The organism is Rahnella sp. AA (genome assembly GCF_002834385.1).
Classification (GTDB): Bacteria; Pseudomonadota; Gammaproteobacteria; order Enterobacterales; family Enterobacteriaceae; genus Rahnella.
Genome location: NZ_PITQ01000010.1, coordinates 153,485 through 168,096, shown reverse-complemented (window position 1 = coordinate 168,096; position 14,612 = coordinate 153,485). Strand labels below are relative to the sequence as shown.

Here is a 14,612-nt window from a genome sequence, read left to right as displayed (position 1 = left end):
CATGCTGGCAACCATTACAGATTTTAAGCAAAAAATTACCCTGATTCAGGACAGCGGCATTCAGTTCCTCGACTTTGCGCTCAGGCCGGTGTGGGATGACGAATTACCGGCTAAATTTGTGCGCAAAAGTGCCAACGGGCCGTTATTGCGTCTGGATTACAACCGGCAAAATGGCCGTCATTTTTTACCGGGGCTGGATGGCGCAGCGCCGGAGGTGGTACGCCCTGAATTTAGCTTCCCACTCGAACAATCGCTGAAGCTGCTGGATCAGATCTGGCTGCCGCTGCCGTTTCTGCGCTTTAACCCGCCACGTACGTTTATGGCCGGGCCGGACAACTGGGCGCGGGTGCAGATCCGTGAGCTCGATGCACCGGAAGCCGATGGCAGCACACATCGCGTGGTGATCGCCTTTGATACCCGCGTGGTGGAAGGTGATGACGAACAAACACAACTGGCCCCCACGCCGGATGATGTCAAAAATGGCATCAGTTTTGCGCTGGCCTGGCACAACGACGAGTTGCCCGATTTCCTCGACCAAACCTGGGTTGACGGCTGGCTGCGGGAAGTGTTTACCGAGCAGGCCGCCCTGCGCGAACAGCGTGAAGCGCGCAATATTAAAGTTGCTTTGCGCGAGTTTGAATATCAGGCGCATTACCTGAACCTGCTGGAAATGCTGGGCAGCCAGCTGGGTATACCGGAACTAAAGATCAACGGTGCCACATTGCAGGAACCGGCGATCAACGTGGATCTTATTCTTGATGTCGGTAACTCACACACCTGCGGCATTCTGGTGGAAGACCATGTGGGCGAAACCGATGGACTGAAACAGACCAGTGAGCTGCAGCTCCGTGACCTGTCTGAGCCGCATTTCCTCTATAACGAGCTGTTTGAAAGCCGCGTTGAATTTGCTCAGGCGCGTTTCGGCAAGCCTAACTTCTCCGTAGAAAGTGGCCGTGATGATGCGTTTATCTGGCCTTCTATTCTGCGTGCGGGGCGTGAAGCCAACCGTCTGGCACTGCTGCGTGAAGGCACGGAAGGATCGACCGGTATTTCAAGCCCGCGCCGTTATCTGTGGGATGAGGACAGCTATTCGCCGGGCTGGCGTTTCAGCCAGGGGGGGCACGGCGCGATTCAGGAGCCGGTAGCGGCGGCAATGCCGCTCACTTTCCTGATCAACGACGAAGGCCAGCCGCTGTCTGAACTGGCCCCGGAAGATCGCCTGCCGGTGTTTTCTGCCCATTACAGCCGCAGCTCGGTTATGACGCTGATGCTGTCTGAACTGCTGGCGCAGGCGCTGATGCAAATCAATAGCCCTGCACAGCGAACTAAAATGCTGCGTTCTTCTGCGCCGCGCCAGTTGCGTAACATCATCCTGACGCTGCCTTCCGCCATGCCAAAACCGGAACGTGAGATTTTCCGCCGCCGGATGCAGGAAGCCATTGGCCTGGTATGGAAATCGATGGGCTGGCATCCGTCAGACGACGGTTTCAAAAACCAGGCCGATAAGGCGAAAAGCCGTATGCCAGTGCCGGATGTGCAGATGGAATGGGACGAAGCCACCTGCGGGCAGATGGTCTATCTCTATAACGAGACGCAGGTGAATTTTGGTGGTCACACTGGCGAATTCTTTGCCAGCATGGCACGTCCGGACCGTGAACTGGCTGACGATGAGCCGGTCGGTAAAACACTGCGCATCGCCTCGATTGATATCGGCGGTGGCACGACCGATCTGGCGATCACGCAATACTGGCTCGACGACGGTATCGGTAACAACGTTAAAATCACCCCGCGCCTGCTGTTCCGCGAAGGTTTTAAAGTGGCGGGTGACGATATTCTGCTTGATGTCATCCAGCTTTATATTTTGCCCGCATTGCATGCCGCGCTGAAAAAAGCCGGTCTGGCAAATCCGGACGGCCTGATGACGCGCCTGTTCGGCAGCGAAGGACGTATGGACGGGCACGCCACGCTGCGCCAGCAATGCACGCTGCAAATCTTCATCCCGCTGGCGCATGCGGTGCTGGAAGTTTACGAACGTTTTGATCCTCTGGATACGCATGCGGAAATTGATGCGCCGTTTGGTGAATTGCTGCTGCAGGCGCCAACGCAGAAAGTCCTGGAGTACCTGCATACCGAAATTCAGCGGGTGCTGCCGGCGGGTTCCGCCGTCTTTGATATCCTGCAGGCACCGCTGGTCCTTAAACTCAGCAAGCTGCACAGCGAGTTTTTATCCAACCGCATGAGTATTACGCAGAATCTGCGCTCGCTGTGTGAAGTGGTTGCGCTGCATGATTGTGATGTGCTGTTGCTGACGGGCCGCCCTTCGCGCTTCCCGGGGATCCAGGCGTTGTTCCGTCATCTGCAACCGTTACCCATCAACCGCATGCTGTCGCTCGATGGTTATCACACCAGCGGCTGGTACCCGTTCAACAAACTCGGGCGTATCGATAACCCGAAATCCACCGCTGCGGTGGGCGCAATGCTGTGCCTGCTGGCGCTGGATTTGCGTTTACCTGGTTTCTATTTTAAAGCCGGTGACTTCCAGCCGTATTCTACCGTGCGTTATCTGGGGATGCTCGATGGCAATCAGGCACTGACTGACGACAATGTCTGCTACAGCGATATTGACCTCGATGCCCACGATTATAAACTCGACAGTGCCGCCAGTTTCCGTATCCGCGGTGCAATTTGTCTGGGCTTCCGTCAGTTAGAGAACGATCGCTGGCCTGCGTCGCCGTTGTATACCTTGTCCATCGCTGAGCCTGAGCTGGCGCGAAAAGTCGCGGGTGACAGCGTGCTGCGGGTGAAACTGGCGGTGAAAAAAGGGGAAGATCACCCGACGCCGGAATTTTTCGATATTGCCAGTGCAGTGCTGGATAACGGCACCAAAGTGCCTTCTCATCACCTGCGCCTGCGGTTAAATACACTGGGCGAAAGCCATTACTGGATCGACAGTGGGAGCGTATTCGTCTCATGACAACAAGCACGACAGCATTAACTTCAGCACCGGAGCTGACCACTAATGAGTTGCAGCGCCAGTTTGCGGCGGTGTCCGGCACCATTGGCGATGCGCTCGGTTGGGTGGAAACCACCCGCAACCAGGCACCACGCCTTGATCTGGAAGCCGACCGCCTGAATCTGCAATTGAAACGTTGTCGGGATAAAGCGCAACGTCTGTCGCTGGCCTGCGAATTGCCGCCTGCACTGGGCTTTTATGGTCAGTCTCAGGCGGGTAAGTCTTATCTGATTTGTTCACTGGCCGCGGGAAACTATGGCCGGCTGGAAACGCGTCTGGGGGGCGTGACGCTGGATTACCTGACGCAAATTAACCCTGGCAACCGGACTGCACGTCTGGCGACCCGTTTTACGCGGCAGTCAGATGTACGCGATCGCGCCTTTCCGGTGCGCATTCTGTTACTTAATGAAGCAGATTTAGCCCGTATTGTTGTCCGTGCGTTTCGTCCGGACAGCCATTACCACGTTCCTGACACACAGCAAATCACCGAGCATCTGAATAAGCTGATGATGCACCGCCAGCCAGAGCCGGTTGAAGGATTTACCAGCGAACAAATGATGGGGTTATGGGATTCCATGATCCGCCTCGATGCCCGCCGGTTCCGTCATCTGAATGCGCATTTCTGGCCCGTTGCGGTGAAGCTTGCGCCTTATCTGAATATTGACGACCGTGCCCGTCTGTTCTCATTGTTATGGGGAAATGCTCCTGCCCTGACAACAGCATACCGGCATTATGCCCATACGCTGCAGCATCTTGGCGGCGCAGAAAGCCTGCTGGCCCCGCTCAGCGTTCTGGTGGATGAGGCGATGCAACCGGCTGATGGTATTTTCAGCCAGTCGCCTGCTTACGATATCGAAATTTCCGTTTGCCCTGAATTTGAGGGTAAAAGCGTGGCGCCCGTGACGTTGTCACTGGAAGAGCTGACGATGCTGGCTTCTGAAGTGCAAATTCCGTTACTTTCGCCGCCGCGTGAAGCGCTGTTCGAGCAAATTGATCTGCTGGATTTACCGGGTTACGGCCTTGCAGAAGATGACGAAGGCGAGGACGACATCACGCCGCTGTTCCGGGCAAAAGTCTCCTACCTGCCGGAGCGTTACACCGATCGCCATGAAATGAATATGCTGATGGTCTGTACTGCTTCTGACAAACGCGAAGACGTGGTCGCCATCGGGCGGACGCTGGAACACTGGGTAAAGGAAATGCACGGTGAGAATACGCAGGTCCGCAGCCGCCGTAAGCCGGGTCTGGTGTGGGTCTTAACGCCTTTTGACCGGCGTATGACGCAGGCCGTGCATTACGACGAAGCCGTGCAGCGCCATGTGGGGAATCCGGGGGACGCCTGGGGCGCATTACTGGCGATGGATGAACGCGGTCTGCAACGCATGGCGGATTATCTGGTGGCGGAAATTCGCCCGGAAGTGCGGCTGAACCGTCTGGCCGAATTGCTCGACGAATTGCGTCGCGAGCTGGCGGATAATCTGCTGGGACGCTGGTATCAGGCCGGTGAAGTTGCCGATCCGGCGCAAAAACAGCGTACTGTGCAGACGGTGATTAAGGCGCTGCAAACCCGTACCGGCGTTCACGGCGAGTTACTGGAAAAACTGCTGCCTGGCCGCGATGAGTTACATCGTATTTATCACGAACACGCCGGACAGCCCGCTGAAAGCGGTGAGCCGGATGAATCAGGTACAGAAAGTTTTGGTATCGGTATCGATATCGATTTATTTGCCGAGCAGCAGGATGCTCAGATCTGGCAGGATAAACCTGATGATGGCACCGCGTTTGCGCGTCAGGTGCAGCGATACTGGATCAACCATTTGCGCGGTCTGCCAGAGAATGAGCCTCTTATCGCCCTGCTGGGCGTGGCAAAGCCGACCGTCGAATTGCTGATGGAAGAACTGATCACCGCCAGTTTCCGTCTGAATATGGGAGAGGCGCTGGTCCGTTCTCTGGGGGGAATTCTGCCCGCAGGAGCACGCGATCATGAGCATCACGCCGATCGTCAGGTTTCCCGCGCCCTGACGGTTCTCGGTGATTTTGTGGCCTGGCTCGGTTTTGAGAAGCAGGCAGAAGCCGATCGTCCGGAAAGCCGTATCAATAAGGGCAACAAGATTTTTGCCAAGCCGCAGAAAAACGTGGCGAGCTGGAAATCATCCCGGCGTTTAACGAAGCTTTCTGCCACACCGACCAATACCACGGCATTTTACATTTATGACTGGCTGGTGGGTTTGCAGGAAAGCATCATGCGCAACGCGGGTTATGCGGCAGGAGGGGAAATCCCCGCCGTGCAGCGTGCAGATCTGGCCCGTTTGCTACAGGCGCTTGAAGCGTAAAAAAACGGTGCCGCGTAACGTCATGCAGAACAAAATGGCCGGAAGGATAACCTTCCGGCCATTTTTATGCCTTCAGCGATGGGGGCGCTCGCGGGCTAAACGTGTTCTCTATTGATTACTTCTGGCCGTTGAGTTGTGCCAGTTGTACCTCTGCCGCCCGGGCAGAAGATCCCGGGTTCTGGCCGGTGATCAGCAAGCCGTCCTGAACCACATACGAGCCCCAGTCTTCGCCTTTTGAGTAAATCCCACCCAGCGATTTGAGTTCATCTTCCACCAGGAAAGGCACGATGTCGGTCAGGCCGACGGCATCTTCTTCCGTATTTGCAAAACCGGTGACTTTTTTGCCCTGTACCAGCGGATTCCCCTGCGCATTTTTAACATGACGCAACACGCCCGGCGCGTGACAAACCAGCGCAACGAGTTTCTCAGCAGCCAGGAATGATTCGATCAGCGCAATCGACGTTTTATCTTCGGCCAGGTCCCACAGCGGGCCGTGGCCACCCGGATAAAAGACCGCATCAAAATCTGACTGAGAAATGCTGTCCAGACGAATGGTAGAGGCCAGCTGCGCAATGGCCTGTTCATCGGCTTCAAAACGGTGTGTCATCTCTGTCTGAAATGCAGGTTCATTACTTTTTGGGTCAAGCGGGGGTTGCCCGCCAGCCGGTGAAGCCAGCACGATATCAGCACCCGCGTCTTTAAAGGTGTAATACGGTGCTGCCAGTTCTTCCAGCCAGAAACCTGTTTTGATGCCGGTATCGCCCAGTTTGTCGTGTGAAGTCAGTACCATCAGAATTTTCATGTTGTATATCCTTGCAGTGAATGTTCGGTGACTGGATTGTAGTAGACCAGTCGTCTATTAACTCTTTACAAAAAAACACCTCAATGCGAGGTGCTCATTTCTGTCCAGCAGCTCAGCCGGGCTGATGGATAATTTGCTGCGTCATTGCCATCGCGGCTTCAAAAGGCTGCATGCTGCGGACGATTTTAACCATCACGCTTGATCCCAGCCATAACTGATACAGCCCCCGGGCAACGACAGAAGGATCATCTTTCACCTGCATCGATCCTTCTTTGACACCGGCCTCAATGGCCCGCGTAATGCGTTCAATAATGCCTGATGTGCCGTAATCTAACGCCTGACGCATCGCTTGAGAGAGGTCTGCCACTTCAGCGCCCAGTTTTACGGCCAGGCATTTGCCCTGACAATCAAAAAATGACTGGCTCTCCTGCCATTGTTGCCAGTAATTCATCAGGCGCTGAGCCATCGTCTGCCCCGGTTGCGCCAGGGTTTCATCCATCACAGACAAATAATCCCGGAAGTAGCTTTTCAGAAGCTCTTCCCCAAACGCGTCTTTCGAACTGAAATAATAGTAGAAAGACCCTTTCGGCACGGAAGCGGTTGTCAGGATTTCATTCAGCCCGACCGCTGAGAAGCCTTTTTGAGCCATGAGCTTCTGGCCGACGTCAAGAATGCGTTCGCGATGGTCTGATTTGTCTGCTGCTGACGTGGTTGTCTTGTTCATGGCGCTACACTACTTTGAATTAGACCAGTCGTCTAGTGAAAAATGAATAATTATTTAGCGCCTGTCTGGCGGGAATTTTTTAAAGATGTAAATACTACAAACTGTAAAAATTACTCAACTTTTTGTAAATTAAGCCGATGAAGTTTCTTACGGTTAATTCTCCGTTTATGTTTCAGGGGTGATACGGATGTTGATAGGGATAGATTTAGGTACATCAAACTGCGCAGTGGCTATCTGGCAAGACGGCCAGTCCGTTCTGGTTCCCAATGTTTACGGAAAAAATCTGACACCTTCGGTGATCGGGCTTGATGATGACGGGCATATTCTGGTGGGGGCGCCTGCTCATGCACGTTTGTTTACTCACCCGGATTTAACGCTTTCCAGTTTTAAACGATTTATGGGCACCGATCATCAGTTCCGGTTGGGTAAGCAGTTTTTTCGTGCTGAAGAACTTTCCGCCCTTCTGCTCCGCAGCCTGAAAGCCGATGTGGAACAGTATTGCGGGAGCAGCGTTGACCGCGCCATCATCACCGTTCCGGCTTATTTCAATGATATCCAGCGCAAGGCGGTGAAAGCGGCGGGTGAACTGGCCGGGTTACACGTCGAACGTCTGCTCAATGAACCGACGGCTGCGTCGCTGGCTTACGGGCTGGTGAACCAGCAGGAGCAAAAATTTCTGGTGTTCGATCTCGGTGGCGGCACGTTTGATGTGTCGATCATTGATATGTTCGAAGGCGTCATCGAAGTGCGTGCCAGCAGCGGCGATGTATTCCTGGGCGGTGATGATTTTACCCGCAGCCTGGCCAGCTGGATGCTGACGCAGTATCCGCAACTGGATAAAGACGATGCCGCCCTTTTCGGACAACTGCTGACGCTGGCCGAAAAAGCCAAGTGTCAGCTGACGACCGAAGACAGTACTACATTGAAATACCAGTGGCACGGCGACACGCTGAGCTGGACGTTTACCACAGATATCCTCATGCAATGCTGCGAGAGCACGCTTGAGCGGATGAAAAAACCGGTCATTCAGGCGTTGCGCGATGCGAAATTCTCAGCGGATGAAGTGGATCACGTCGTGCTGGTGGGGGGCGCTACACGAATGCCGCTGGTACGCCAGGCCGTGGCCCGCTTGTTTGGCCGTTTTCCGCGCAGCGAGCTGCAACCGGACGAAGCGATCGCATTGGGTGCCGGGATCCAGGCCGGGCTGGCATTACAGGATCAGGCTCTCGACGATATCGTGCTGACTGACGTTATGCCCTTTACGCTGGGCATTGCGATTTCCCGTCGCAAAGGTGAAGGCTATGAAGACGGTCATTTTTTGCCGCTGATTGAGCGCAACAGTTTTGTGCCGGTCAGCCGTGTAGAATCCATCGTGACGATCTCTGATCAACAAAAACAGCTAAATCTGGCGATTTATCAGGGCGAAGCGCGGCTTGTCGCTGATAACATTCTACTCGGTTCGCTCTCCGTCGACGTGCCGCCACGCCCCGCTGGCGAAATGACTGCTGACGTGCGTTTCACGTATACGCTCGATGGAATTCTCGAAGTGGAATGCAAAATCGACAGCACCGGACGGGTTGAAAAGCTGGTGATTGAGAAAGCCCCGGGCAGCCTGACACCGGCACAAATCGTGGAAAGCCTGCTGAAACTTGAAGGCATCAAGCAGCATCCGCGTGACCAGCTGGTAAACCGCCAGCTGGTCGCAGAAGCCAACGCCTATTACGAACAAAGCCTCGGCGTTCAGCGCCAGTTCATTGCCGATCAATTACATCGGTTTGAAAGCGTGCTTGATACTCAGGATGCTCGCCAGATTGCGGCTGCGCGTAAAGAATTTGAGGAGCTGATCGGCCATTTGCGCAGGGAATGGGAATAGCCGTATGGGAATCTGGTCAGTTCTTGGGATCGAACCCACACAGGATCTTGGTATTATCAAACGGGCCTACGCCCGCCAGCTGAAAAATTCGCGCCCTGACCAGGACCCTGAAGGCTACCAGCGGCTGCGGGAGGCTTTCGAGTCCGCCAAGCGAGGCGAGCAGTTTTGGAATTTCAGTGACGATGTCACTTTTTCCGCGCATCCGTCTCCTCAAGGTGAACTGACCTCCCTGTCAATGCCACTTCATTTTGACATGCCGGGCCTGCCCGCCGCGTTCGATGAGTCTTTACTGCAGCAAACACAAGTGAGTGACAAAGTTTCAGAAACCGTCAGCCTGCTGCTGAAGGATGAGGACGCGGGTATGCAGCTTCTAAGCCGCAACTTATCCGGCGACTTACTGCAAAATTTGAAATTCCGTGAGATGTTCAGCCAGCAGATGGCCTGGGAGCTGGCGGAGCGTGAGGGATTGTACCCTGCGTTGCTGGTTAAGGTCGCCGCGCGGATGGAATGGGAAATTGACCGCTATCAGCCTGAGGGTATTTCGCCTTACCAGCTTCAGGCGCTGCATCAGCAGATTGAAAATACGAGCGGCAATCGCTACTGGGCGTCACTCCGTGCGCAGTATCAGAGTCCGCGTTTCAGGCGCGAAGCCTTTGAATTGCTCAGCGTCGAAGGAAAAACCATTTCATGGTGGATGAAGTGTATCCCCGGTTTTACCGACGACATCAGAATGCAGCAACGTGAAATTAAATTGCGCCATCCGGCACTCCTGCCGCAGATCAATTCCCGTCTGGAAGATGAATTAACCCGTTGCCGCTTTGCGCTCAGCGGCGAAACAGCGTTTCTGGTGATATTCTGGTGCGTGCTGTCGGCCATCGGGGCCCGTCATTCTGCGCACTGGCTGCGTGACAGTGTTCTCTCTGCGGCCACCGTGTTGGGCTGTATTTTTGGGTATAAAGGCATTCATCTGTCTTTACGTCACCGTCCCCGCCTGCTGGCCGTCGCTGAAGCCGCCGCATCTTTGCTGATGATTGCCCTTGCGGCAAAGGTATTCAGCGGATTCTATGGCCTGTTCATTTATCTTCAGGATGACCCCGGACGCGGGCCGGCGTTGTTCTTCATGTTGCTGGTCACGGTGCTGTTCTGTACCTGGGCTATCAGCCCGAGATCCTGGCGCTGGTACAATCTCGTTAGCAACAGCGTGATTGCATTGCTGACGCTGCCGTGGCAGCAGGCCAGAAAACCCGGCTGGTTCAGGCGCATTATTGCGTGTGTTGTGATGTTATTTTTCTATTCGAGGCTAATTACGTGGGCAGTGGCATGACAGGCAACGGAGTGTGGTCAGTTCTGGGTATTGAACCCACGCAGGATCTGAGTGTGATTAAACGGGCTTATGCCCGTCAGTTAAAAAGCACACGCCCGGATGTTGACCCGGAAGGTTATCAGCGCCTGCGGGAGGCGTTCGACACGGCAAAAAATTATTGGGATATCCGTGAGGTGGTCACAGACACTGAGCCTGTCGTGGAAAACAGCGCACCGGCAATCATTCAGATGCCCGTTCAGTCCGACTTTTTGGCACACCACACACCGGTAACGGAGCAATTAAGTGTAAAACGCTGGAAAGTCATTTCGAAGGCGACAGAAATCATTGATGAAATGATGGACGATGAAACGGCCGGCCTTCGCCGTCTGGCTTCTTTTGAGCAAAGCAGTTTGCTGCAAAATATCGAACTGCACGAATTGTTTAACCAGGAGCTGGCCGCGCAGTTAAGTGAGCGGGAAGGGTTATATTCCGCATTGCTGAACAGCGTTTCTGCGATCATGGGCTGGGAGATCGACCACTACCAGCCGGGCGGTATTTCTGCGCAGCGGCTTTATGCGCTACAAGCGCAGATAGAAAAGACCGGCGCAAATTATTACTGGTCGGTGATGGCGCGTAATGGTCAGCTATCGGTACTTGACCGCCTGCGTTTTCGCTTGCTCACTGTTGAAGGCACCACGCTGCCCTGGTGGGCGAAACTGATGCCTGATTTTATTAAATCGCTCAATGAGAAAGTCAGTGAGATCAGAGCGTATTATCCTTCACTGTTGCCACGTATTAATTCCCGGTTGCTGAAATCTCTGTCAGAAACCCGGCTGGTGATAAGCTGGGGAACGGCATTTCTGGCGGCATTCTGGCTTTTGCTGATATTCACAGGCACCCGTGAACTGCCTGAACCCTGGCCCACGCGTGCTGTCCTTATCGCCATCACCGGGTTATATATTCATGGTTACCGTTATTTTGAGTCGAAACTGCGGTTCCGCCCGCGCTTGCTGTTTGCAATGCAATGCGTCCTGTCGCTGATCTCAACCGCCATCATGGTCAGAATGTTGCTGGGCTTTTTCACGATATTTAAACCTGAGGTGGGGGAATTGGTGATGGCAATTACCAATTACGGGGTACTGTGTGCCAGCAGTTTTTCCGTGCTCTGGATGATGGCACCAAAGCACTGGAAGTGGTACTGCACACCGTTAAACGCGATGACTGCGCTGGTGGTTTTCCCCTGGGAATTGATGAGAAGAAATTCCGGTGTGGTCGGTGTTGTTGTCTTTATCCTGATGCTGGGCGTTTATGCCCTGCTTCTTGCATTCGCTATCCGGTAACTCAATTGCGGGCTGAGCCAGCCCGCTGTCACTTTTATGACGTCAGCACCCAGACACTGACACTACCCGCATTACAATAAAACTGTGCGGTGCCTGCTTCATTTGTTTTGATGATATCTTCACGGTTTCCCAGCAGGTCCCGCCATTCTTTTTGTGCAAAATCTCCGCCCAGCTCGATAGTCTTTTCCCCCGCTTCGCCGCCGGACATGATGACGACGCAGCCGGGATGTTCTGCGGTGCCGCTGCGGGTAAACGCAATGCAATCAGGCTTATCGAAGTAATCGGTTTGAACGCCCCAGGCATGGGTCTGCCGCGCTTTAATTAAGGTTTCCAGACCGGGAATAACCGGCATGTCGATGGTGTAATTTTCACCGTCATCGCCTTTGTCTTCGTAATTCGCCCCCAATAAGTCAGGATAAAATACAATGGGGACGCCCTGCTCACGCAGTAAAATCAGCGCGTAAGCCAGCGGTTTGAACCACGGCTCAATAGGAGCTTCCAGCGACTGTAACGGCTGGGTGTCGTGGTTGGCGACCAGCGTGACGGCATGCGCGGGATCAACCTCCACCAGCGTGTTTTTGAAGATTGTACTCAGGTCGTAATCAGCGCCCTGTTTCGACGCGTGGTGAAAATTGAGTTGCAACGGTGCATCGAACAGCATCGTTTTACCCTCAACCTGATCGATATAATTTTGCAGCGTCGGCACATCGTGCGACCAGTATTCTGCCACGATATAAACCGGCTGCTCCGCCACGCTTTGAATATGGTCAATCCAGTCTTTGTAGAACCACGCCGGAATATGCTTGACGGCATCAAGGCGAAAACCGGTGCATTGTGTCTGTTCCATCAGCCAGCGCGCCCAGTATTTCAGCTCCTCATCAACGGCTTTATTGCGAAAATCAACGTTGGCTCCCATCAGATAATCGTAATTGCCAAACTCATCATCGACCTGAACGTTCCAGCCCCCGGCGGTATAATCGTTGATGATTTTGAAGATGCCGTTTTCATCCGGGTTTTCAATGTGATCCACGCCGCTGAAACAGTGATAATCCCAGATGAATTCCGAATATTGGCCTTTGCGTGCGGCGAAAATAAATCGCGTCCAGGCATCTGCTTCGATGATGTCTTCACTGATTTCATCCCGGTTATCCATGTTGACACGGTTCAGCCTGACGCGTTCTTTTTCGTCCGCACCCATTTTATGGTTCAGCACAACGTCAAGAATGACACCAAGTTTATGCTGTTTTAGTGCGGCGATTGCGGCCAGCAGGCCTTCTTTATCGCCATATTTAGTCGCACGCGTTCCTTTCTGTTCAAACTCGCCGAGATCGAACAAATCGTAGGTGTCATACCCCACTGAATATCCACCGGAGTCCCCTTTGTAGGCCGGTGGCAGCCACGCAGCGGTAATGCCAATTTCAGCCAGCCAGGCGGCCTTTTCGGCAACTTCCGGCCAGAGTTTTCCACCATCCGGGTAATACCAGTGAAAGAACTGAAACAACGTAGGATTCTGCATACAGGTTCTCCATTCAGATGACCGGGAAATGAAGTATGGAGCAGGAACGGGAAAATAGCGGTAGCGCGGGCCCTGTTCAGCGATAAAAAAAGCCGGTCAGCAATGTGACCGGCTTTACGTCCGCAGCAAACCTTAATCAGTTGATCTCGGGATGTTGTGCAATCAGGTTCTTTCTTTTGGCTTCCAGTTCCGCAATCTGCGCATCGATATCTTCAATTTTCTGTTCGATGTTATCGTGATGTTCCTGAAGGATTTCACGCGCTTCCGCGCGGTCAGATGCCGCTGGTGTAGCCCCTTTCAGCGGGCGGTTGGCGGTTTCTTTCATGAAAATCCCGGTCACCAGGCCGATCACCGCCACCACCATCAGATAGTATGCCGGCATGTACAGATTATTGGTGGCCTCCACCAGCCATGCGGCAATCGTGGGCGTCAGCCCGGCAATCAGTACTGAAACGTTAAAAGCAATCGCCAGGGCGCTGTAGCGGATATGCGTCGGGAACATCGCCGGCAGCGTTGAGGCCATCACACCGATGAAACAGTTCAGCAGTACCGCGAGGATCAGCAACCCTAAGAAAATCAGGCCGATGACATCGCTGTTGATCAGAATGAAACAAGGAATGGCCAGAATAAACAGGCCAATACTGCCGATGATCACGAAGGGTTTGCGGCCAAACCGGTCACTCAGCATTCCCATAAATGGCTGTACAAACAGCATTCCGACCATGATGGCGATGATAATCAGCACACCGTGATCTTCAGAGTAATGCAGGCTGTGCGACAAATAGCTCGGCATGTAGGTCAGCAACATGTAGTACGTGACGTTGGTGGCAATCACCATGCCGACGCAGATAATGAGCGGCTTCCACTGTTTGGTCAGAATCTCACGGAAAGAGACTTTCGGCGGTTCGGCGATGTCCTTACGGGAGTCGCTGTCGATTTTATCCACATGCTGCTGGAAGGTCGGGGTTTCTTCCAGCGCATGGCGCAGATAAATACCAATCAGGCCGAGCGGTGCGGCAATAAAGAATGGAATACGCCAGCCCCATTCGAGGAAGTTGGCATCACCCACAATACTTGAGATAAGCACCACGACGCCTGCGCCAAGGATAAAACCGGCGATGGAGCCGAAGTCCAGCCAGCTACCAAGGAAACCGCGTTTTCTGTCCGGTGAGTATTCGGCGACGAAGATTGCCGCACCGGTGTATTCACCTCCCACCGAAAAGCCCTGCGCCAGTTTTGCCACTAACAGCAGAATGGGCGCCCAGATACCGATGGAGTCGTAGCCGGGTATCAGCCCGATACAGAAAGTACTGACGGACATGATAATGATGGTGACAGAGAGCACCTTCTGACGACCAAATTTATCGCCGAGCGCGCCGAAAAACAGGCCGCCCAGAGGCCTGACGAGGAACGGAACGGAGAAAGTTGCCAGCGCGGCAATCATCTGAATGCCCGGGTCTGCGCCCGGGAAGAAGACCTGGCCTAATGCAAATGCCACAAAGCCATAAACACCAAAATCAAACCATTCCATCGCGTTACCCAGCGCGGCGGCGGTGATGGCTTTTTTCAGTTTGGTATCGTCAATGATGGTAATATCATTGATTTGCATAGGTTTAATGCGTTTTTTTCTTAATCTCATCTTTTACATCCCTTTTTTTAAATACTCCACCGTGTAAGCGTGAGATATTTTGTTCGTACCTTTAACTAT

The 14,612-nt window shown here is 53.7% G+C and carries 9 protein-coding genes; 5 read left to right on the top strand and 4 right to left on the bottom strand.

All coding sequences use genetic code 11. The features are described from left to right. Position 1: 1 nt before the first annotated feature. Positions 2-2,974, top strand: coding sequence for a virulence factor SrfB (locus CWS43_RS21385; protein ID WP_101079140.1), 2,973 nt, complete (start codon positions 2-4; stop codon positions 2,972-2,974). After that, complete coding sequence (locus CWS43_RS21380) at positions 2,971-5,346, top strand: virulence factor SrfC family protein (RefSeq protein ID WP_101079139.1); 2,376 nt, start codon at positions 2,971-2,973, stop codon at positions 5,344-5,346. The genes CWS43_RS21385 and CWS43_RS21380 overlap by 4 nt, the downstream gene beginning before the upstream one ends. A 115-nt stretch (positions 5,347-5,461) precedes the next feature. On the opposite strand, the gene CWS43_RS21375 is transcribed toward CWS43_RS21380, so the two are convergent. Then, entirely contained in the window at positions 5,462-6,148 is a 687-nt protein-coding gene (locus tag CWS43_RS21375; protein WP_101079138.1) for a type 1 glutamine amidotransferase domain-containing protein, read from the bottom strand. Between the two features lie 112 nt (positions 6,149-6,260). Further along, on the bottom strand, positions 6,261-6,872 hold the full coding sequence (locus CWS43_RS21370) for a TetR/AcrR family transcriptional regulator (RefSeq protein WP_101079137.1): 612 nt from the start codon (positions 6,870-6,872) through the stop codon (positions 6,261-6,263). A gap of 187 nt (positions 6,873-7,059) precedes the next feature. Between CWS43_RS21370 and CWS43_RS21365 the strand changes: the two genes are divergently transcribed. The 3 genes from CWS43_RS21365 to CWS43_RS21355 are packed head-to-tail and all read left to right on the top strand — an operon-like array spanning position 7,060 to position 11,388. Beyond that, positions 7,060-8,745, top strand: coding sequence for a molecular chaperone HscC (locus CWS43_RS21365; protein ID WP_101079136.1), 1,686 nt, complete (start codon positions 7,060-7,062; stop codon positions 8,743-8,745). A 4-nt stretch (positions 8,746-8,749) separates the two neighbouring features. Continuing rightward, positions 8,750-10,069 (top strand): hypothetical protein, encoded by a 1,320-nt coding sequence (locus CWS43_RS27615; RefSeq protein ID WP_232777134.1) that lies wholly within the window; start codon positions 8,750-8,752, stop codon positions 10,067-10,069. Further along, a complete protein-coding gene (locus tag CWS43_RS21355) occupies positions 10,066-11,388 on the top strand; it encodes a hypothetical protein (RefSeq protein WP_101079135.1) in 1,323 nt (440 codons plus the stop codon). The genes CWS43_RS27615 and CWS43_RS21355 overlap by 4 nt, the downstream gene beginning before the upstream one ends. A 34-nt stretch (positions 11,389-11,422) precedes the next feature. On the opposite strand, the gene amyA is transcribed toward CWS43_RS21355, so the two are convergent. Together amyA and proP are read right to left on the bottom strand one after the other, a co-directional pair. Beyond that, the gene (amyA, locus tag CWS43_RS21350) at positions 11,423-12,904 is read right to left on the bottom strand and encodes an alpha-amylase (RefSeq protein WP_101079134.1); all 1,482 of its coding nucleotides are present in this window, start codon (positions 12,902-12,904) and stop codon (positions 11,423-11,425) included. 136 nt (positions 12,905-13,040) lie between these two features. Next, complete coding sequence (gene proP / locus CWS43_RS21345) at positions 13,041-14,543, bottom strand: glycine betaine/L-proline transporter ProP (protein WP_101079133.1); 1,503 nt, start codon at positions 14,541-14,543, stop codon at positions 13,041-13,043. Between the last annotated feature and the right edge of the window lie 69 nt (positions 14,544-14,612).

Coding starts and splice junctions, on each gene's coding strand:
- CWS43_RS21365 (WP_101079136.1), top strand. CDS start 7,060: ATGTTGATAGGGATAGATTTAGGTACATCAAACTGCGCAGTGGCTATC.
- proP (WP_101079133.1), bottom strand. CDS start 14,543: ATGAGATTAAGAAAAAAACGCATTAAACCTATGCAAATCAATGATATT.
- amyA (WP_101079134.1), bottom strand. CDS start 12,904: ATGCAGAATCCTACGTTGTTTCAGTTCTTTCACTGGTATTACCCGGAT.
- CWS43_RS27615 (WP_232777134.1), top strand. CDS start 8,750: ATGGGAATCTGGTCAGTTCTTGGGATCGAACCCACACAGGATCTTGGT.
- CWS43_RS21380 (WP_101079139.1), top strand. CDS start 2,971: ATGACAACAAGCACGACAGCATTAACTTCAGCACCGGAGCTGACCACT.
- CWS43_RS21375 (WP_101079138.1), bottom strand. CDS start 6,148: ATGAAAATTCTGATGGTACTGACTTCACACGACAAACTGGGCGATACC.
- CWS43_RS21355 (WP_101079135.1), top strand. CDS start 10,066: ATGACAGGCAACGGAGTGTGGTCAGTTCTGGGTATTGAACCCACGCAG.
- CWS43_RS21370 (WP_101079137.1), bottom strand. CDS start 6,872: ATGAACAAGACAACCACGTCAGCAGCAGACAAATCAGACCATCGCGAA.
- CWS43_RS21385 (WP_101079140.1), top strand. CDS start 2: ATGCTGGCAACCATTACAGATTTTAAGCAAAAAATTACCCTGATTCAG.